20 protein-coding genes and 1 pseudogene are annotated in these 20,457 nt (G+C 57.5%); 7 read left to right on the top strand and 14 right to left on the bottom strand.

The genetic code is table 11. The features are described 5' to 3' along the window. The 3 genes from RMS03_RS02200 to RMS03_RS02190 form a co-directional block, all read right to left on the bottom strand. Positions 1-377, bottom strand: a 377-nt coding sequence (locus tag RMS03_RS02200) for a substrate-binding domain-containing protein (protein ID WP_310625483.1), incomplete at its 3' end; no start/stop codon positions are given. After that, complete coding sequence (locus tag RMS03_RS02195; RefSeq protein WP_310625482.1) at positions 374-1,075, bottom strand: ATP-binding cassette domain-containing protein; 702 nt, start codon at positions 1,073-1,075, stop codon at positions 374-376. The genes RMS03_RS02195 and RMS03_RS02200, both read right to left, overlap by 4 nt. Further along, positions 1,072-1,809, bottom strand: coding sequence for an ABC transporter permease (locus RMS03_RS02190; RefSeq protein WP_310625481.1), 738 nt, complete (start codon positions 1,807-1,809; stop codon positions 1,072-1,074). The genes RMS03_RS02195 and RMS03_RS02190 overlap by 4 nt, the downstream gene beginning before the upstream one ends. Before the next feature lie 61 nt (positions 1,810-1,870). Between RMS03_RS02190 and RMS03_RS02185 the strand changes: the two genes are divergently transcribed. The 4 genes from RMS03_RS02185 to RMS03_RS02170 all read left to right on the top strand — a co-directional run bounded on the left by RMS03_RS02185 (position 1,871) and on the right by RMS03_RS02170 (position 5,772). Further along, positions 1,871-2,992: a substrate-binding domain-containing protein gene (locus RMS03_RS02185; protein WP_405023490.1), complete on the top strand. Its 1,122-nt coding sequence runs from the start codon at positions 1,871-1,873 to the stop codon at positions 2,990-2,992. 116 nt (positions 2,993-3,108) lie between these two features. Beyond that, positions 3,109-3,648, top strand: a complete 540-nt coding sequence (locus RMS03_RS02180) for a TRAP transporter small permease subunit (protein WP_310625480.1) — start codon at positions 3,109-3,111, stop codon at positions 3,646-3,648. A 12-nt stretch (positions 3,649-3,660) separates the two neighbouring features. Continuing rightward, positions 3,661-5,181 (top strand): TRAP transporter large permease subunit, encoded by a 1,521-nt coding sequence (locus RMS03_RS02175; RefSeq protein ID WP_310625479.1) that lies wholly within the window; start codon positions 3,661-3,663, stop codon positions 5,179-5,181. A gap of 75 nt (positions 5,182-5,256) precedes the next feature. Then, the gene (locus RMS03_RS02170; protein WP_310625478.1) at positions 5,257-5,772 is read left to right on the top strand and encodes a hypothetical protein; all 516 of its coding nucleotides are present in this window, start codon (positions 5,257-5,259) and stop codon (positions 5,770-5,772) included. Positions 5,773-5,841: 69 nt separating this feature from the next. Here RMS03_RS02170 and RMS03_RS02165 read toward each other — a convergent pair whose 3' ends face one another. The 4 genes from RMS03_RS02165 to RMS03_RS02150 all read right to left on the bottom strand — a co-directional run bounded on the left by RMS03_RS02165 (position 5,842) and on the right by RMS03_RS02150 (position 10,131). After that, positions 5,842-6,921 (bottom strand): TRAP transporter substrate-binding protein, encoded by a 1,080-nt coding sequence (locus RMS03_RS02165; protein WP_310625477.1) that lies wholly within the window; start codon positions 6,919-6,921, stop codon positions 5,842-5,844. Between the two features lie 173 nt (positions 6,922-7,094). Next, on the bottom strand, positions 7,095-8,951 hold the full coding sequence (dxs, locus tag RMS03_RS02160; RefSeq protein WP_310625476.1) for a 1-deoxy-D-xylulose-5-phosphate synthase: 1,857 nt from the start codon (positions 8,949-8,951) through the stop codon (positions 7,095-7,097). Positions 8,952-8,968: 17 nt separating this feature from the next. Continuing rightward, a complete protein-coding gene (locus RMS03_RS02155; protein WP_310625475.1) occupies positions 8,969-9,889 on the bottom strand; it encodes a farnesyl diphosphate synthase in 921 nt (306 codons plus the stop codon). Further along, positions 9,886-10,131 (bottom strand): exodeoxyribonuclease VII small subunit, encoded by a 246-nt coding sequence (locus tag RMS03_RS02150; RefSeq protein ID WP_310625474.1) that lies wholly within the window; start codon positions 10,129-10,131, stop codon positions 9,886-9,888. Before RMS03_RS02150 ends, RMS03_RS02155 begins: the two co-directional genes overlap by 4 nt. A gap of 168 nt (positions 10,132-10,299) precedes the next feature. On the opposite strand from RMS03_RS02150, the gene RMS03_RS02145 reads away from it, so the two are divergent. The 3 genes from RMS03_RS02145 to RMS03_RS02135 are packed head-to-tail and all read left to right on the top strand — an operon-like array spanning position 10,300 to position 13,205. Continuing rightward, entirely contained in the window at positions 10,300-11,430 is a 1,131-nt protein-coding gene (locus RMS03_RS02145; RefSeq protein ID WP_310625473.1) for an aromatic ring-hydroxylating dioxygenase subunit alpha, read from the top strand. An 11-nt stretch (positions 11,431-11,441) separates the two neighbouring features. Further along, entirely contained in the window at positions 11,442-12,338 is an 897-nt protein-coding gene (locus RMS03_RS02140; RefSeq protein WP_310625472.1) for a DMT family transporter, read from the top strand. A gap of 9 nt (positions 12,339-12,347) precedes the next feature. Then, positions 12,348-13,205, top strand: a complete 858-nt coding sequence (locus RMS03_RS02135; protein ID WP_310625471.1) for a sulfurtransferase — start codon at positions 12,348-12,350, stop codon at positions 13,203-13,205. A gap of 1 nt (position 13,206) precedes the next feature. Here the strand turns inward: RMS03_RS02135 and RMS03_RS02130 are convergent, their stop codons facing one another. The 7 genes and pseudogenes from RMS03_RS02130 to boxC form a co-directional block, all read right to left on the bottom strand. Further along, on the bottom strand, positions 13,207-14,058 hold the full coding sequence (locus RMS03_RS02130; protein ID WP_310625470.1) for a ZIP family metal transporter: 852 nt from the start codon (positions 14,056-14,058) through the stop codon (positions 13,207-13,209). 48 nt (positions 14,059-14,106) lie between these two features. Next, positions 14,107-15,047 (bottom strand): annotated as a pseudogene (locus tag RMS03_RS02125) (acetyl-CoA C-acyltransferase). Positions 15,048-15,068: 21 nt separating this feature from the next. Next, positions 15,069-15,503: a MaoC family dehydratase gene (locus RMS03_RS02120; protein WP_310625469.1), complete on the bottom strand. Its 435-nt coding sequence runs from the start codon at positions 15,501-15,503 to the stop codon at positions 15,069-15,071. 34 nt (positions 15,504-15,537) lie between these two features. Continuing rightward, the gene (locus RMS03_RS02115) at positions 15,538-16,272 is read right to left on the bottom strand and encodes an enoyl-CoA hydratase-related protein (protein WP_310625468.1); all 735 of its coding nucleotides are present in this window, start codon (positions 16,270-16,272) and stop codon (positions 15,538-15,540) included. Between the two features lie 61 nt (positions 16,273-16,333). Continuing rightward, positions 16,334-17,608: a benzoyl-CoA 2,3-epoxidase subunit BoxA gene (gene boxA / locus RMS03_RS02110; RefSeq protein WP_310625467.1), complete on the bottom strand. Its 1,275-nt coding sequence runs from the start codon at positions 17,606-17,608 to the stop codon at positions 16,334-16,336. Between the two features lie 17 nt (positions 17,609-17,625). Continuing rightward, entirely contained in the window at positions 17,626-19,053 is a 1,428-nt protein-coding gene (gene boxB, locus RMS03_RS02105; RefSeq protein WP_310625466.1) for a benzoyl-CoA 2,3-epoxidase subunit BoxB, read from the bottom strand. Between the two features lie 89 nt (positions 19,054-19,142). Further along, positions 19,143-20,457: 2,3-epoxybenzoyl-CoA dihydrolase (gene boxC, locus RMS03_RS02100; RefSeq protein ID WP_310625465.1), on the bottom strand; the 1,315-nt coding region annotated here is incomplete at its 5' end.

Genomic DNA, 20,457 nt, shown 5'->3' with positions numbered 1-20,457 from the left:
CCGCGCGTTTTGGCGGGGTCGCTGGCGGGGCCGACCAAGACAAAGTCGTTGTACATGACGGGATAGCGTTTGATGCCAAAGCCTTCGGCCACAAACTTTTCTTCAGCGGCTTGGTCATGCACAAACAACACATCGGCGTCGCCACGACGGCCTGTGTCCAAGGCTTGCCCTGTGCCCAAAGCCACCACTTTGATGTCAATGCCTGTGGCTTGCTTGAATGCGGGCAACAAGTGCGCAAACAAGCCAGACTGTTCGGTCGAGGTAGTAGAGGCCATCACAATGCTGGGCGCTTGCGCTTGCGCTTGTGCCACGCTACTACCCAAAGTCAAAGCGAGCACCCAACCAACCCAGACCAACCCATGCGTGCGACGTGTCATCCCAACTCCCCTTTTAAAAACAAATGCGCCTCGGGGTGGCTCTCACCCAACGGTCGGTTGAAAAATTCATAGACCGGCAAGTCGGCCAACACGCGCCCTGCCTCCAAATAAATCACACGTGTGGCCAAGCGCTTGACTTGGCCCAAGTTGTGGCTGCTGAACAGCAAGCTCACTTCTGCAGCAGCCACCCATTGCGCCAACAAGCGCTCCACCTCGCGCTTGGCATGGGGGTCTAGGCTGGAGGTGGGTTCGTCCAACAACACGAAGTTCGCTTGCAACGCCCAAGCACGCGCCAAGGCCAAGCGCTGTTGCTGCCCACCCGACAAGGTTCGTGCGGAACGCTCGACCATGTCGTGCAAGCCCACACGCTCCAGCGCCTGCATGGCACACACATGGGCCTCGCGCCAAGGTGTGCCTTGCAACCATAAGCCCCACACCACAAAACGCAACACCGATGTGCGCAGCATGTGGGGCCGCTGAAACACCATGGCCTGGTGTGCTTCGGAGGCCACTGACACACGACCGCTCGACACCCTCAGCAACCCATGCGCCACGCGCAGCAGTGTGCTTTTGCCAGAACCATTCGCCCCCACCAGGGCCACACGCTCGCCCGCCTGCATATGTAGGGTCACGCCATCCAACGCCAGGTGTTTGTCAAACTGCACCGAGACATCTTGCAAGGTCAGAGCTGCGCTCATACCCGTGCCCCTTGCACGGGGTCTGCACCAGCACCATCGATGCGTTGGTGCCAGCGACGCAAGGCAGAAATACACAGGTTGATCAGCAACACCACACCCATCAGCACCACGCCCAGCGCCAAGGCCAAGGGCAAATCGCCTTTGCTGGTTTCAAGGGCAATCGCGGTGGTCATCACACGGGTGAAGCCTTCGATATTGCCGCCGACCACCATCACCGCGCCCACCTCGGAAATCGCGCGTCCAAACGCCGCAATCAACACCGTGAGCAAGGTGTAGCGTTCGTCCCAAGCCAGCAGCACACTGCGCAGCCACGCGCCCGCCCCCAGCGACTGCAACTGCTCGCCGTGGCTGCGCTCTGCGTCTTCCACGCATTGGCGCGTCAGCGCGGTGACAACGGGCAACACCAAGACGGCCTGCGCCAGCACCATCGCCTTGAGGCTGAATAACCAGCCCCACGCACCCAACGGCCCGCTGCGCGACAAGAGCAAATACACCAGCAAGCCCACCACCACCGAAGGCAGGGCCAACAAGGTGTTGAGCACCGTCAGCAGCACATCGCGCCCTGCAAAGCGCGCCACACCCAGCCATGCCCCCAACACCACGCCAAGGTTGCATGCCACGGCAGTCGCCAGCACGCTCACCCAAAGGGAGCGGCCTACGATGGACCAAAGCACGGGGTCAAGTTCGGTAAGAAGATGTAAAGCCGCAAGAGCGGTATCGGTGAGCGTCGTCATAAAACCGTCAGAAGTTCAGTTATCGTAGTCAGCTACCTAAAACCTCACCATATGTTCAGTCGTGCATAGCATTCATCTTCATTACACCCTCGGCCATCGCAGTGAGACTCAGGAACTCGCAGGCAAAGAAACAGCGTTGCTCAGTCACCCGCTCATGGCCTTGTTGCAGGCGCTGGCAGATCAAGGGTCGATCTCAGCGGCTGCGCGACAACTCAGCTTGTCCTACCGCCATGTGTGGGGCGAACTCAAACGTTGGGAAGATGTGCTGGGCCACGAACTCATCGTGTGGGAGAAAGGCCAATCGGCCCGCTTGACCGAGTTTGGCGACAAGCTCATGTGGGCCGAGCGTTTGACCCAAGCGCGTTTGGCCCCGCAGCTCGAAGCACTGCGTGCCGACCTAGAGCGCACGTTTGCTGTGGCGTTCGATCCACAAGCCCATGTGCTGACGCTTTATGCCAGTCATGACGACGCGCTGCCACGTTTGCGTGAACAAGCCGCCAGTACAGGCTTGCACCTCGACATCCGTTTTTGCGGCAGCGTGGACGCCATTCGCGCCCTGAACGAAGGGCGCTGCACCTTGGCAGGGCTTCACACCCAAACACACCCAGAACCCAATTCGCACACCGCCAAGGCATATCGCGATTTGCTGCAACCGGGCCTACACAAAATCATTGGTTTTGCCACGCGCACACAAGGCCTCATCACCGCCAGTGGCAACCCAAAACATCTCCACAATTTGCGGGATGTGGTACTCAGCCAAGCCCGCTTTGTGCAGCGAAGCCCCGGCACGGGGACGCGTGTGTTGCTCGACGATTTGCTAGCCAACGAACAGCTCACCGCCAGCGATCTCCATAGCTGGGCGGCTGAAGAGCCCTCACACACCGCCTTGGCAGAGACCATTGCCTCGGGTCGCGCGGATGTAGGCTTAGGGCTAGAGAGCGCCGCACGCGCACGTAGATTGGGCTTTGTGCCCTTGGTGCAAGAGCAGTTCTATTTGGTCTGCCTGAAGTCAGCCCTCGACTCGCCGGCCACACAAGCCCTGCGCAGTTTGCTACAACAATCGGTCTGGCGCGACACACTCAACACCTTACCGGGCTACCAAGCCCAAGACAGCGGACAAGTCCAATCCCTGCGTCAACAACTGCCTTGGTGGACCTTTCAACGCGCCAAAAAAACTAGTTGATACCCTTTGTTTTCTTGAACTAATTTCAAGCAGCCCCTGAAGACTTCAAACGGAGCAAGACTGGCAAAGCCTTTGTCTTGTTACCATCTTACGTTGGCAAAAAATGGAGGCACGCAGTGTCAAAACTTCTTAAATTTGCATTGGGCATTGACCGCGTCAGTGCGCAGCTAGGTCACCTTGCAGCGTTCGGCGTATTGGCCGCCGCTGTCATTTCAGCAGGCAATGCATTCATCCGCTATGGCTTTGACATCAGCTCCAACGGTTGGCTCGAAATTCAGTGGTACTTGTTCGCAGCCACCGTCATGTTGGGTGCGCCTTTGGTGCTCAAACTCAACGAACACGTCCGCGTGGACTTGCTTTACGGCAAGCTCAAAGGCAACGATCCTGTGTATGTGGACTTGTTTGGCTTGGTCGTATTCCTGTTGCCTGTGATGGGCATGTTGGCGTGGTTGAGCTTTCCGCTCTTCGTCAAGATGCTGGTGACAGGCGAGATGTCCAGCAACGCGGGCGGCCTGATTCGTTGGCCCGCCATGCTCCTTCTCCCCTTGGGCTTTGGCTGGATCTTCCTGCAAGGCGTGAGCGAAATCATCAAGCGCGTGTCCTACTTGCAAGGCAAGTTTGAAATGGACACGCACTACGAAAAGCCCGTGCAATAAGGACTCACGATCATGCAAATGGAAAACTTCGCACCCATCATGTTCGGCGGCCTTGTGCTGACGATGCTCATTGGCTTTCCCGTCGCGTTCTCGCTGGCGTTTTTAGGCTTGGCTTGTGGCCTCTTCGCCATCAGCATGGACTGGTTCCCCGTGAGCTTCATGTCCAACTTGCCACTCAACATCTTTGGCATTCTCAGCAACGACTTGTTGCTGGCCATTCCCTTCTTCACCTTCATGGGAGCCATTCTTGAAAAGTGTGGCCTCGCCGAGGACATGCTCGACTCGATGGGTCAGTTGTTTGGCACCGTCAAAGGTGGCTTGGGTTACTCCGTCATCATCGTGGGCTTCATCTTGGGCGCTATTACTGGAACTGTGGCGGGTCAAGTGATTGCCATGGCCTTGATCTCACTGCCTGTGATGATCCGCTACGGCTACAACATGCGCTACGCCACCGGCGTGCTGGCGGCCTCGGGCACCATCACGCAGCTGGTACCGCCATCTCTCGTACTGGTAGTGATGGCTGACCAACTCGGCCGCTCTGTGGGCGATATGTACAAAGGCGCTTGGGGTCCCTCGATGCTGCAAGTCGGCATCTTTGCGCTCTACACCTTTGGCCTCGGATTGGTCAAGCCAGACCACGTGCCCGGCATCCCGAAGGAAGCCCGCACCGCTGACGGCTTTCACCTGTGGATGAAGTGCTTGCGCGGCATCATCCCCTCTGCGTTCTTGATCTTTGCTGTCTTGGGTTCGATGGGTGGCTTGCCCGGCATCAACACCGCCATTGCCACGCCCACCGAAGCAGGTGCCATGGGCTGCGTCGGCGCGCTGATCTTGGCGGCCATCCACAACCGTTTGGACAAAGACCTGATTTGGGAGGCCATGCACAGCACCATGCGCCTGACCGCCATGGTGGTGTTCATCTTGATTGGTTCACGCGTGTTCTCGATGGTGTTCCAAGGCGTGGACGGTGCCAAGTGGGTGGAGCATTTGCTGACGGGCTTGCCAGGCGGCCAAGTGGGTTTCCTCGTGGTGGTCAACATCTTCATCTTTTTCTTGGCGTTCTTCTTGGACTTCTTTGAAATCGCCTTCATCATCTTGCCCATGCTTGGGCCTGTGGCTGACAAGATGGGCATCGACATGGTGTGGTTTGGCGTGCTGTTGTGCGTGAACATGCAAACCAGCTTCATGCATCCGCCGTTTGGCTTTGCGTTGTTTTACTTGCGCGGCATTGCCGACACGCTGTTCAAAGAAGGCCGCATCGAAAAACCCGTCAAGTCCAACGACATCTACATGGGTGCCATTCCTTGGGTCATCATGCAACTGATCTTGGTGGTGATCGTCATCTTTGTGCCTGAGACCGTGACCATGTTCTTGGACAAAGAAGAAAAGGTTGACCTCGACAAAGTGGTCATCGAAATGCCTACCGAGCAAGAAGTGCCAGAGGCCGAGCTCAAACTTAATGGCGCCAAACCCTCAGCTGGCGACGATGCGGCCGAAGAGCAAAAACGCATGGAAGACTTGTTCAAAAAATAAGCTTCACTCTGACGGTCAGCCCCTCCGGTCAGTCCGCGAGGGGCTTTTTCTTGCCAGTTCTCTCACACCTCCACCATGACCACCCCCGAACAAAACTCCCCCACCACTTTAGGTCCCACCCCATTTGTGTTTCATCCATCGCGCGAGACGGGTATCGAAGGCCCCGCCTTCTCGCGTGCATTCCAAGCCATCACATGGGCCACGTTGCTGGGCTCAGGCTATTGGCTACTCACGCTGTGGCAGCAAGGTAAGTTTGGTGGCGACACTGGCTTCAACGGCTTGCGTGCCGCAGGTTGGTTTGTGTTGGGTTGGGCCTTGCTGGCATGGACCACATGGCATGTCATGCACAGCCGTGCGCGATTGGATGAGACAGGGATTCACCAAACCTGGATTTGGGACAAGCACATGACGTATGACGAATTGGCCTATGCCAAGCTCATCCGTATTCGTGGCTTGGAGTGGTTCATGGCACCGCGTTTTTACGTACGTACCTTGATGGGTAAATTTGCGGTGTTCTACGTCAGCAGCGCCCATGTGCAACGCGAGTGCGAACGCTTGAGCGCCGAGTTGGCGGCGTTCCGCAAGTTTTAAAAGTTCAAATACATCGCCCATAAAAAAACCGCGCCGTAGCGCGGTTTTTTGTTCTTGCCAACAGCTGAATTACAGCTTTTGTTTTTGCATGAACGTGTCGAACTTGGCTTCTGTGAACTGGAACCACAAGTTTTGTTCGGCGCGGAACTTGGCGTAGTCGGAGTACACCTTCTTCCAGTTGGGGTTCTTCGCGCTGAGTTCTTCGTAAAACGCCATCGACTCTTTGAAGGCAGCGGCCATCACGCCTTGGGGGAACTCGCGCAGCTTGGTACCCGAACCTACCAACTGCTTCAAGGCACCGGGGTTGCGTGCGTCATACTTGGCTTGCATGTCGGTGTGTGCCATAGCAGCAGCAGCTTCTACGATCGCTTTGTTCTCAGGTGACAGGGCACCGAATGCTTTGTCGTTGATGAAGAAATCCAACTGTGGACCACCTTCCCAGAAACCTGGGTAATAGTAGTAAGGTGCAACCTTGCTGAAGCCCAATTTCAAATCGTCATAAGGACCAATCCACTCAGCCGAGTCGATGGTGCCTTTTTCCAATGCGGGGTAGATATCGCCACCAGGGATGTTTTGCGGCACAACTCCCAAACGCTCCAGCACTTTGCCACCAAAACCACCGATGCGGAACTTCAAGCCTTTGAGGTCGGCGACAGATTTGATTTCCTTGCGGAACCAGCCCCCCATTTGCGCGCCTGTGTTGCCGCCAGGGAAGTTCACGATGTTGTACTTCGCATAGAACTCGCGCATGAGTTTCAAGCCGTTGCCTTCATACATCCAAGCGGTCATTTGGCGGCTGTTCAAACCGAAAGGAATCGCACAACCCAACGCGAAGGTTTCATCTTTACCAAAGAAGTAGTAAGGCGCTGTGTGCGCCATTTCAACGGATCCTTGTTGCACACCGTCGACCACCCCGAATGCAGGCATGATTTCGCCCGGTGCGTGGACCGAAATTTCAAACTTGCCGCCCGACATGTTTTTGACTGCGCGGGCAAAGGTGTCCGCTGCACCGTGGATGGTGTCGAGCGATTTAGGAAAGCTCGAAGCCAAGCGCCAGCGGATGGTGGCTTGTGCATGCACTGCAGGGGCTGCACCAGCAGCCAAGATACCTGCAATACCTGCATTTTTAATAACGGAACGACGGTCCATAAAGACTCCCTTGGGTTGTTAAAACAAATCGTGTTGAGGGCCGCTTTTGACAAGCCGTACCCTTTCGCGATGGGGCATTGTATGCAGTGACGTGTATGGGCCTGCCTACGGGTTTCCCCCGAAAACAGGGGATTCAAAAATCTTCAGAAGAGTTGAAATTACTTCAACCCAACTTAGTCCCAAAGCGTTGCAAAACGCTGGGTGATGGCGGCTTGAATGCCAGCGGCGTCGAGGCCTAACTCGGCCAATAATTTGATGGGGTCACCATGCTCAGTGAACACATCGGCAACACCCAAGACCAACACAGGCTTGGGCAGCTGCAAATCTTGCAAGGCCTCCAACACCGCCGAACCCGCACCACCCATCGTGGCCCCCTCCTCCACCGTCACCAACGCATCGTGTGTAGCAGCGATGTGGGCCAACAGTTCAGTGTCCAACGGTTTGGCCCAACGCATATTCACCACGGTGGCATGAAGCGCTTCACCTGCTTGCAAGGCGGGGGAGAGCAAGGCGCCAAACGCGAGGATGGCGATCCGCTGGCCTTGACGTCGCACCTCGCCTTTGCCAAATGGCAAAGCTTGCAAGCCAGCTTGCACAGGCACCCCAACACCTGCACCGCGCGGATAGCGCACAGCCACGCAGTGGTTTTGTTGGTAGGCTGTGGTGAGCAACTGGCGGCACTCGTTTTCGTCAGCAGGACAGGCCACGCTGACGTTGGGAATGCAGCGCAGGAAGGGGATGTCGTACAAGCCCGCGTGCGTGGCACCATCGGCACCGACAATGCCGGCGCGGTCTAGCGCCAGCACCATGGGTAGCTTTTGCAAAGCCACATCGTGGATCACTTGGTCATAGGCACGTTGCAAGAAGGTGGAGTAAATCGCCACCACAGGCTTGACGCCCTCACAGGCCAAACCCGCAGCAAACGTGATGGCGTGCTGCTCGGCAATGCCCACATCGTGGTAACGCTCGGGGAAATGTTTGTGAAACGCCACCATGCCTGAGCCCTCGCGCATGGCGGGCGTGATGCCCACCAACAAGGGGTCATGTTCAGCCATGTCACACAACCACTGACCAAACACTTGAGTGAAGGTGGTTTTGCTCAGTGTTGTGACGGGCACCAAACCCACGGCAGGATCAAACTTACCGGGGCCGTGATAGGCCACGGGGTCGGCCTCGGCCAGTTTGTAGCCTTGGCCTTTTTTGGTCACCACATGCAAAAACTGTGGGCCTTCCAAATGCTTGAGGTTTTCAAGCGTGGGGATCAGGGATTCCAAGTCATGCCCATCAATGGGTCCGATGTAATTGAAACCAAATTTCTCAAACAAGGTCGCAGGCACCACCATCCCTTTGGCGTGTTCTTCAAACCGTTTAGCCAACTCAAACAAAGGCGGTGCGCCTTTGAGCACTTGCTTGCCCACCTCTTTGGCGGCAGAGTAAAACTTGCCGCTCATGAGTTGCGCCAGGTAGCGATTGAGCGCTCCCACGGGGGGGCTGATGGACATGTCGTTGTCGTTCAAGATGACCAGCAACTTGGCGGTGGACACCCCGCCGTTGTTCAAGGCCTCAAAGGCCATGCCTGCGGTCATGGCACCGTCACCAATCACGGCAATCGCGTGGCGTTGCTCACCTTTTTGTTGCGCGGCAATGGCCATGCCCAAAGCAGCCGAAATGCTGGTGGACGAGTGGGCGGTGCCAAAGGCGTCGTACTCGCTCTCGTCGCGGCGCGGGAAGCCGCTCAAGCCGTGGCGTTGGCGCAGTGTGCCCATTTGCTCACGACGACCTGTCAAGATTTTGTGCGGGTAAGTTTGATGACCCACATCCCAGACGATGCGGTCATGTGGGGTGTTGAACACATAGTGCAAGGCCACGGTCAACTCAACAGTACCGAGGTTGGAGCTGAGGTGCCCGCCCGTTTTGGCCACACTTTGAATCAGAAATGAACGCAACTCATCGGCCAGCACAGGCAACTGGTGGCGCGGCAACGCCCGCAGGTCGGCGGGGGAATGGATGGTTTGCAACAAATTAGACATGGCAGGTGTGACTCGATTCAGGTATTTCGGTTCACCACACGCTGGGCCAAAGCGGCCAGCATGTGGGTGTGCGTCAAGCCGGTGCTGTGCAAGGCGTCCAGCGCCTCGCTCAACAAGGACTGCGCATAGGACGTCGCCGCCGCCAAACCCAGCAACGACACATAAGTGGGCTTTTCATTCGCAGCGTCTTTGCCAGCAGTTTTACCCAGCGTGGCTGAATCAGCAGTCACGTCCAGAATGTCGTCCACCACTTGGAAGGCCAAGCCAAGTGCTCGCCCATAGCGTTGCAAACCGTTCAACGCGGCCAAGGTCACCTCACCGCAGGCTGCGCCCATCATCACACTGGCCTCTAGCAAGGCTCCCGTTTTCAGACGGTGCATCTGGCGCAATTGGTCTTCGCTCAAGGCCATGCCTACACTGGCGAGGTCAATCGCCTGCCCCCCCGCCATGCCCGCATGACCTGCTGCGGTTGCCAATAAACGGCACAAACGCGCTTGCACGCGGTCAGCAACAGCCGATGGCTCAGGGGTGAGAAACTCAAACGCCAAGGCTTGCAGCGCATCGCCGGCGAGCAAGGCTTGGGCTTCGCCAAACTGCACGTGAACGGTGGGCTTGCCACGACGCAGCACGTCGTTGTCCATGCAGGGCATGTCATCGTGTACCAGCGAATACGCGTGGATCAACTCCACCGCACAGGCCGCACGCAAAGCGGCCTCATCCATTGCAGCATCGGCCATACCATGCGCAATGGCTTCACGCGCAGCCAACACCAGCAGGGGGCGCAAGCGTTTGCCACCATCGAGGACGGCATAGCGCATGGCCTCGCCCAAACCTGCCGGGGCTTGAGGGCTGATCCAGCGCGACAAGGCGTCTTCCACAATGGCCAGCCAATGGTCGCTCCAGAGGTCGAGTTCGGAAGAGGTGTGGGCGGCGTTCACGTCGGTGTCCAAGATTTCATCACGCCGTTGTCCAACACTTTGATTTGTTGCTCCACCGCATCCAACTGGGTGCGGCAATACGCCAAAAGTTCTGCGCCACGTTGATACCCCGATAGCAAGTCAGCCAAAAGCAACTGGCCAGACTCCATTTGCTGCACCAAGACTTCTAGCTCTTTCAAAGCAGCCTCGTAGCTGGCAGGCGCAGTGTCTGCGCCACTGGGGGTATTGGGGGACTTGGACATGTGTGTGCGTGATTCAGTGTTGAGGTGTGTCTAATAGCCTGTCATTTTAGGCCGCACACGGGGCCAACTTGCCCCCTTGGGTACAATGGGCATCCTTCAATCGACCTTCGGGCCGATTTATTTTTTTTCACTTCTCTCCCTGTGGGGAGTCTTTAGGTCAGGTCACCCATGTCTGATTTAAGTCTTCAACTGCAGCAGGCGCAAGCCCAACTACCAGTTACCAGTTACTTTGACGAAGCGCTCTTTCAGCGCGAACTGGAGACCATCTTTCAGCGCGGCCCACGTTATGTGGGTCACCAGCTTGCCGTGCCCCATGTGGGCGACTACTACGCTTTGCCGCACGAAGGCGAAGGGCGTGCGCTCGTGCGATCGGCCAAAGACGTCGAATTGATCTCTAACGTATGCCGCCACCGCCAAGCGTTGATGCTCAAGGGCCGCGGCTCTTTGCACACGCCCGCTGCGGGCTCGGCGGGGGGCAACATCGTGTGCCCCTTGCACCGCTGGACCTACGCCCCTTCGGGCGAACTGCTGGGTGCCCCCCACTTCTCGCACGACCCGTGCTTGAACCTTAACAACTACCCACTGCGCGAGTGGAATGGCCTGCTGTTTGAAGACAACGGCGTGGACATCGAGGCCGACTTGGCCAACATGGGGCCACGCGCCGCCTTGGACTTCACTGGTTTTGCGTTAGACCGCGTCGAACTGCACGAATGCAACTACAACTGGAAAACTTTCATCGAGGTTTATCTCGAGGATTACCACGTGGGGCCGTTCCACCCAGGCTTGGGCCAGTTTGTCACCTGTGATGACCTGAGTTGGGAATTCAAAGAGAACTACTCGGTACAAACCGTGGGCGTGTCGCAAGGCTTTGGCAAACCCGGCTCGCCCACTTACCAAACCTGGCACGACATGCTGCTGAAGTACCGCAATGGCGAGCTGCCCGAGTGTGGTGCGATTTGGCTCACCTACTACCCACACATCATGGTGGAGTGGTATCCCCATGTGCTGACCGTCTCCACCCTGCACCCCATCAGCCCCACCAAGACGCTGAACATGGTGGAGTTCTATTACCCCGAAGAAATCGTGGCGTTCGAGCGCGAATTTGTCGAGGCACAGCAAGCCGCCTACATGGAGACCTGCATCGAGGACGACGAAATCGCGGAGCGCATGGACGCTGGCCGCAAGGCCCTGATGCAACGCAGTGACAACGAAGTGGGCCCCTACCAAAGCCCTATGGAAGATGGCATGCAGCACTTCCACGAGTGGTATCGCGGCAAACTCAACTTCACCCAGCGCTGACGCGGCCGCACATGCAAGCTTTGTGGATGCTGCTCGGTGCCGCCTTCTTTGCCACCATGGGCGTCTGCGTCAAATTCGCTTCGGGACACTTCAACTCGGCAGAACTGGTGTTCTACCGTGGCATTGTTGGCTTGATGTTTCTGGGCATCATCGCCAAGCAGCAAAACGTCTCCTTGCGCACGCAGTACCCCGGCATGCATGTATGGCGCTCGGCCATTGGCGTGCTGTCGCTGAGTGCTTGGTTTTACGCCATTGCCAAGCTGCCACTCGCCACGGCCATGACGCTCAACTACATGAGCAGCGTTTGGGTCGCTGCATTTTTGGTGGGCGGCGCCCTCCTGCAATGGAATCCACAAGACGGGCGCAGCCCTTGGTCGCAAGGGCCACTCGCCTTGAGCGTCATGGCAGGCTTTGCTGGGGTGGTGATGATGCTGCGCCCCACGCTTGAACAAAACCAAATCTTTGCAGGCCTCATTGGTTTGATGTCGGGCTTTGTGGCAGCGTTTGCCTACATGCAAGTGATGGCACTGGGGCGCATCGGAGAACCTGAAACCCGCACGGTCTTTTACTTTGCTATGGGCACCACCATCGCGGGCCTCATCGGCATGGGCTTTGCGGGCGTATCTGAATGGAACTGGCAGCACGCCGTATGGCTGCTGCCCGTGGGTATCTTTGCGTCGCTGGGCCAACTGTGCATGACCCGCGCTTACAGCCAAGGGGCCACACTGGTGGTGGCTAACTTGCAATACTCAGGCATTGTGTTTGCAGCGCTCTACAGCTTGCTGCTGTTTGGCGACGACATCCCCCTCCTCGGCTGGGCTGGCATGGCACTCATTGTGGCCAGCGGCATGAGTGCCACCTTGCTTCGCGCCCGTGCTGCGCCCAACGCCCCTGCGGAAGAACATTGAAAGAACGCCATGTACACCACACTCATCAGCGTCACCCAACTCCAAGCCTTGCAAGCCAGCGGCACGCCGTTGCAAGTGTTTGACTGCGCCTTTGATTTGATGAACCCACTAGCAGGCCGCGCCCTGTATGTGGAGCAACACATCGCAGGCGCACTGCATGCGGATCTCGACCAACACTTGGCCACACATGATGTGACCCAACGCGTCAACGCAGGCCGTCACCCTTTGCCTCAACGCGAGGTGTTCGCTACTTGGCTGCGAAGCGTGGACATCAACCCAAACACCCAGGTGGTGGTGTACGACCGCAATGGCATGAACTACTGTGGCCGTTTGTGGTGGATGCTCAAGTGGTGTGGTCATGAAGCCGTGGCCGTGCTCGATGGCGGCTTGCAAGCTTGGGTATCGGCCAGCGCAGCCATGGCGTCTGGTGACGCAATGGCACAGGCTACTGGCAACTTTGTGTTGCGTGAGCCGTGTGTACAGTTGGTAGACACCGCCAGCGTGGCAGCACATTTGAACGATGGCACACAAACCCTCATCGATGCACGGGGCGCTCCGCGCTATCGCGGCGAGGTAGAGCCGCTGGACCCCGTCGCAGGCCACATCCCCGGTGCGCTGAACCGCCCCTTCAACAGCAACCTCAACGCGCAAGGTTTCTTCAAAAGTGCTGATGAATTGAGGCCTGAGTTTGTGGCCCTGCTTGGTAACGCCAAACCCGAAACTGCGGTGCACCACTGCGGCAGTGGCGTGAGTGCGGTACTCAATGTGTTGGCCATGGAAATGGCGGGCTTGAGCCGCACAGCTCTCTATGCAGGCAGTTGGAGCGAGTGGTGCAACACGCCCGGCCTGCCCTGCGAGAAATCCTAAATCAGTGCTGCGCCCACTCGCCCAAAGCGGCGACCAAGGCAATGCCTGCCAACAGCCACGCCACTTGGGCGGCTGTCTCTCGAGGTAACAGGCGTTTTTGAAGCTGTGGGATCAAGTCCGCCAGCGCCACATAAATAAAGCTGCTGGCAGCCACCACCAAGAAGAAGGGCAGGTACTCATGCAGTGCGCCCACCAGCAAGTAGCCCACGAGGCCACCAATCACAGTGACGCCCCCAGCCAGCGAGAGTTTGACCAGAGCAGCGCGGGGGTCGTTCAGCGTTTGGCGCAGCACCACCAGATCCCCGACATGATGGGGCACCTCATGGGCCATCACCGCCAAGGCCGCAGCAACACCTAAACGAGGGTCAGCCACAAAGGCCGCAGCAATCATGATGCCATCACCAAACGCATGCACGCTGTCGCCCAGTAACACGGCCCACCCGCCGATGAGGTGGTCGTGTGCGTGGTGGTGATGCGTGTCATCTGCATGTAGATACTCATGTAGATGCGCATGTTTATGCGCGTGGCGTGCCTGCGCTTCATGCGCACCGGCATGGTCATGGCCATGCTCATGGCCGTGGTGCCACAACTCGGCCTTGTCCAGCAAAAAGAAAAACACCAAGCCCACCAACAATGTCGCAAACAAGGCCTGCGCGGAAACGCCCGCCGTGACGGACAGCTCAAACGCCTCCGGTAGCAAACGCGTGAACGCTGTGGCCAATAAAGCGCCCGCCGCAAGACTGAGCAAATGCTGGGTGAAACGCGACAGCAGCGCATAAGCCAGCAAAGCCGCCAACCACACACTGCCCATGCCTGCCACCAAGGTACCGACAAGAATTGAAATCAAGGTCATGGGCAGATTATCCCGTGCTCAAGAACGACTTCGTTGTGACGGCTTCATTCAAACGCGTTCAACAATCAGCGCGATGCCCTGTCCCACACCAATGCACATGGTGCACAGCGCGTAGCGCCCACCCGTGGTGTGCAATCGGTTGATGGCGGTGGTGACCAAGCGTTCACACGGGCGTCGTCGTCTTTGAGGCCCAACATGCGCAACACGGCCAAGCCTTGCGCAGCAAAGGCTTCATTCAACTCGATGACGTCCATTTGATCTAGGTGCAAACCAGTTTGGGCCAACACTTTTTGGGTGGCCGGAGCAGGGCCAATGCCCATCACACGTGGCGCCACACCTGCGCTTGCCATTCCGACTACGCGCGCTTTAGGGGTCAGGCCATATTGCTGCACGCTGGCTTCGTTGGCCAGCAGCAAGGCACAGGCGCCATCGTTGACACCGCTGGCGTTGCCCGCCGTCACGCTACCCTCGGGGCGCACCACACCTTTGAGTTTGGCCAAGACTTCTAGGCTGGTGTCACGCGGGTGTTCGTCTTGACTCACCACCACGGGCTCGCCTTTTTTCTGGGGGATGGCCACCGTGCAAATTTCGCGGGCGAAGTGACCGGTTTGAATGGCAGCCACGGCATTGCGTTGGCTGCGCAAAGCCATTTGGTCTTGGGCCTCGCGTTCAATCTTGTAATCCACGGCCACGTTCTCTGCCGTTTCAGGCATGCTGTCCACGCCGTATTGCACTTTCATGAGCTTGTTCACAAAGCGCCAACCAATGGTGGTGTCGTAGACCGCGTTGTGGCGGCTGAAAGCACTCTCGGCCTTGGGCATGACAAACGACGCTCGGCTCATGCTCTCCACCCCACCGGCAATCATCAGGCTCGCTTCACCCGCCTTGATGGGGACAGCCGCCAAGTCATCGGTACGCACGCTGCTGAGTGCGCCGCCGTAACGGCCAAAGGGGGTACGAATGGCGTCACAAATCAAGGCTTGGGGCATGGTGTGGCAATCAGTGAAGGATTAAAAAAGTTTGAACAAGCTAGTGGCTTCAAGGTCCAGTACTTCGATGTCTGCGGCGTTGCGCAGTTGCCAGCGCCAGCGCAAGATGCCAAGGCTTGGGTTGCTTTGCGACACACGCGTCTCCAGCACCGTCAAACGCAAGCGCAACACATCGTTGGGACGCACGGGGTGCGGCCAGCGGATGTAGGCCAAGCCTGGCGAAGCATACGATTCAGAGCCCGCCAAAAACGCATCGACAGCCAAACGCATGGCCATACCGCAGGTGTGCCAGCCGCTGGCAATCAAACCATCAAACGGACCATGTGCGGCGGCTTCGGGGTCGGTGTGAAACCACTGCGGGTCCCACTGCTTGGCAAAGTCCAGCACCTCGGCTTCGCTCACGTGGTAAGGCCCTGCATGTAGGATTTGGCCTGTTTGAAAGTCGATAAATTTCATGCCACATCTCCTTGTTGCACCAACGGACTGGTGTTTATTGCGCAATCCATGTGGCGGGACGCTTGGCCAAGAAGGCCGCAAAGCCTTCACGCGCTTCGTCACTGCCACGCACACGCGCAATGGTGCTGGCGGTCAGCTCACGCATCTGGTCGGACACTAGAGCCACGCTGAGTTGGTCCATGAGATGCTTGATTTCAATGTGGGCCTGCGGACCACCAACCACCAAGTCGGTCACCACGCGGTTCACCTCTGTATCGAGCGCTTCCAAAGGCGCCACACGCTGCACCATACCCATGCGCAAGGCGCTGTTGGCATCGATGCGCGTGGTGGGCAACGCCAAGTAACGCGCTTGGCGCTTACCCACGGCATTGACCAGATAAGTACCAATGACTGAAGGCAAGATGCCAAATTTGGCTTCACTCACCGCAAAGCTGGCGTTGTCGGCAGCCACGGCCATACCGCAAGCACAGATTAAGCCCACACCACCACCCAAGGCGGCGCCTTGCACGCGTGCCACCGTGGGTTTGGGGCAGGTGGCGATTCGGTGCAGCATCTCGGAAAAACGGCGGGCGTCTGACAAATTCCAGTCCTGCGTCGCCTCGCTGGCGCGTTGCACCCATTGCAAATCTGCACCCCCACTGAAGTGTTTGCCTTCGCCGGCCAACACAATCACGCGCACTTGGGGGTCTTGACTCAAGTGGGTGAATGCAGCATCCAAATCGGCAATCATGTGTTCATCAAATGCGTTGAACACCTGAGGCCGCGACATGGTGAGTGTGCCACCCCCACACTGCGTGGTGTGACCACCAGGCTTTCAAACGAAGGGAACATCAATACGTCTCCAGATGTAAGCGCCCTTCTTGCTTGAGTGATTGGGCCACGCTGTCCCAGCTCAAACCAGCTTGTGTGGCCACATCACGCAAGGCCAGTACCACGCCTTCTTCCATGCTCTTAAGGCCACACACGTAAATGTAGGTGTTAGCGTCTTTGAGCAACGCGGTCAAGTCGGTGCGGCGGTCTCGGACCAAGTCTTGTACATAACGTTTGGGCTGACCTGGGTCACGCGAGAAAGCAAAGTTGATGTCGATGAAGTCTTTGGGTAGTTTTTGCAAAGGTCCAAAGTAAGGCAATTCTTGGGGTGTGCGTGCGCCGAAGAAAAGCATCAGCTTGCCGCCCTCGAACTTGCCGCTTTGGCGCAAGCGACGACGCCACTCGGTCATCGCACGCATAGGGGCGCTGCCCGTGCCGGTGCAAATCATCACGATGTTTGACTTGGGATGGTTGGGCATCAAGAAGCTGGCGCCAAACGGGCCAATGACTTGCACGGTGTCACCCGTTTTGAGATCGCACAAGTAGTTGGAGGCCACGCCTTTGACGGGCTTGCCCTCGTGGTCTTCCACCACACGTTTAACGGTGATGGATAAGTTGTTATAACCCGGGCGCTCGCCGTTGCGAGGGCTGGCAATGGAGTATTGGCGGGCGTGATGCGGCTTGCCTTTTTCATCAAGGCTGGGTGGCACGATGCCAATGGATTGACCTTCCAACACCGGAAAGGGCATGTGGCCAAAGTCCAGCACGATGTGGTGGGTTTCGTTGGTCGTGCCCGCGTCATTGACTTGGACGTTGCCCACCACCGTTGCCATTGCAGGGGCCTTGGGGCCATGCAAGTTGGTGTACGGGTGTGCCGCCGACCAAGGAGGTAAGGTGGCTCCATAAGCGGCTGAATTGAAAGCTGCGCCCTCACCCGGTGACGCTTCGACAGATGCAGCAGATGTCACCATGGCCTCGGTAGGAGCCGTGGACACATCGGCACCCATCGCGGCCAAGTCGCTGTCGGACAAGGCGGCAGGTAAATCGTCCCATGACAACTGCTCTTCCACCTTGTAAGCAGCGGCCTTTGGGCGCATGCGCCAGTTGTCAATCGAACCCGTAGGGCATGGCGGTACGCAAGCCATGCAGAAATTGCACTTATCAGCAATCACCACATAGTTACGGCTGTCATGCGTGATCGCACCCACCGGACAGGTGGCCTCGCAGGTGTTGCACCGGATACAAATTCCCGGGTCAATCAAATGCTGGTTAAACAGTTCGGCAGGTGCGTTCATGAAGCGCTTTCAATCAATCAGTTGAAACGGACGTAGTCAAAGTCTACTGGCTGACGGTTGATGCCCATGACGGGTGGTGCAATCCAGTTGGCAAACTTGCCAGGCTCAACCACACGGCCCATCAGACTGGCCACGTAGGCACGGTCTTCGTTGTTGGGCAACCACTCGCCCACTTTGGCCATCCATTGCTCATCAGTGACGACCTCGCCATCGGGTGTGATCTTGGCGCCCGACAACGAACCAATGTTGCGGTGGAAGGCTTTGTGCGGTGCTTTGAGTTTGAAGGGAATGCCCGCCTTTTCAATCACGCGATTCCAACGGTCAATGCCGCCTTTGGAGTCAGTGATGTAGTCGTCGCGCAGCACTTCGTTCAAGGCATTGAGCATTGGCACTTCTTTTTCCACCAGCTTGCCGTCTTCGACCGACAAGATTTTGTAGCTGTTGCCCTTCAAGACGTGGTCATCTGCACGCTTGCCTTCCTCGTAACGCCCTTTTAAACCAGAGCTGTAGAAGGTGGCTGCATTGGACGATTGGTCGGCACCGAACAAGTCGATGGTCACCGAGAAGTGGAAGTTGATGTAGCGCTGGATGGTGGGCAAATCAATCACCCCTGCCGCACGCAGCTTGCCCACGTCGTCGGTTTTGAGTTCGTTCATCACATCCACCGTGCGTTGGATGGTGCGGCTCACACCCGACTCGCCCACGAACATGTGGTGCGCTTCTTCGGTCAGCATGAACTTGGTGGTGCGGGCCAGCGGGTCGAATGCCGATTCGGCCAACGCGCACAACTGGAACTTGCCATCACGGTCGGTGAAGTAAGTGAACATGAAGAAGCTCAACCAGTCAGGCGTCTTCTCGTTGAAGGCTTGCAAAATGCGAGGGTTGTCTTCGTTGCCGCTGTTGCGCTGGAGCAAAGCATCGGCTTCTTCACGGCCGTCTTTGCCGAAGTATTTGTGCAACAGGTACACCATGGCCCACAGGTGGCGACCTTCTTCGACGTTGATTTGGAAGAGGTTGCGCAAGTCGTACATGCTAGGCGCCGTCAGACCCAAGTGGCGCTGTTGTTCAACAGACGCTGGCTCGGTGTCGCCTTGCGTCACGATGATGCGGCGCAGGTTGGCGCGGTGCTCGCCAGGCACGTCTTGCCAAGCTTTTTCACCGATGTGGTCGCCAAAGTGGATCTTGCGGTCTTGCTCGCCGGGGTTCAAGAAAACGCCCCAACGGTAGTCACGCATCTTGACATGACCAAACTGCGCCCAGCCTTGCGGGTCGACGCTGATGGCGGTACGCAGGTACACGTCCATGTCGGTGGAACCTTCGGGGCCCATGTCGTCCCACCAGTTGATGAAATTGGGTTGCCATTGCTCAAGCGCACGCTGCAAAGTGCGGTCTTCGCTCAGGTTGACGTTGTTAGGAATTTTTTCGCTGTAGTTGATACCGGACATGAGAGTCTCCAGAAATTAAAAAGCAACGGTGGGGGCAAATTTCGGTTGCAACAGGCACCACCGGGAAACCTGTTGCACAACGCAGAACATCAAACGCGGTTCAGATCGAAAGCAGCTTTCTCACCTTTACCATAGACCTTCAAAGCACCTTTTTCTCCCACCGCGTTGGGGCGGTTGAAGATCCAGTTTTGCCAAGCGGACAAACGGCCAAAGATGCGTGTTTCCATGCTTTCTTTTTGGGCAAAACGCAAGTTGGCTTCCAAGCCGGTCAAGCTGTCGGGCGACATGGCCACGCGCTCTTCCACGGCCAAGCGAATTTCATCCGCCCAGTCGATGTCGTCCGGTGCAGCCGTGACCAAGCCGAATGCCAATGCTTTTTGTGCATCCAGCGCTTGGCCCACCGCGGCACGTGCGCCTTCGAGTGGCCCCACTTCTTCATAGAAGCGGCGCTGCAAACGCGACTGGTGGTTGACCATGGGGAAGTAGCCAAAGTTCATCTCGCTGAGGTGCAAATGCGGGGCCTTTTCTGGCGTGTCAGGCAAGTCCAGCATGTAGGCACGGTCAGCGGCAAACGCCAACTCAGCCAAGGTGCCGACAAAGCAAGATCCCTCGTCAATCAAAGCGAACAAAGAGCGCGAGGTCACATCCACGCGCGCCAAGGTGCGACGCAACAAACCAATGGTTTCATTGACCAACCAATGGTCTTGGTGCTGGGCCAAGATGGCGTCGCTTTGCAAAGCCAGCTTGGCGTCACCTGCGGTCTTGAGCAACCAAGTACCAATGTCGAGTTCATTGGTGCGCAAATTCAAAATCGCATCGTCCAACTCACGGGCCATTTGCAGTGGATACCAGTTGGCGCCTGCGGCTTGAATTGCCGCCACGGTGTCGGGCAAGGCGGCCTTGGGGGCGTGCACGGTCAAAGTGGCGGTGCGCTTGGCACGGTCAATCTCGACGTGCACATAGTCATACGCGATGCTGTCAGCACCCATCACACGTTTGAGCGGTGTCAGTGCCACACCTTGGCCAACTGCGGATGCACCTGGGCGCTTGCAGTGCGCGGCTGGCTGGCTGGCACGTGCACGCACGGCGGCGGCAAACTGGGCAGGCTTGGCGATTTCATCGACCAAGCGCCAATCCACGGCTTTTTGACCACGCACACCTTCCACGCTGGTGCAGAAAATGTCGGCATGGTCGTGGCGCACTTTGCGCTTGTCGGTCACGCGGGTCAAACCGCCTGTGCCTGGCAACACGCCGAGCAACGGCACTTCGGGCAAGGACACGGCAGATGAACGGTCGTCCACCAACACAATTTCGTCACAGGCCAATGCCATTTCGTAGCCGCCGCCAGCGCAAGCGCCGTTCACGGCAGCGACAAACTTCAAACCACTGTGGCGGCTGCTGTCT

Source organism: Limnohabitans sp. (assembly GCF_031538885.1).
In the GTDB taxonomy this organism is placed as follows: Bacteria; Pseudomonadota; Gammaproteobacteria; order Burkholderiales; family Burkholderiaceae_C; genus Limnohabitans.
This window is presented reverse-complemented; position numbering and strand designations above follow the sequence as displayed.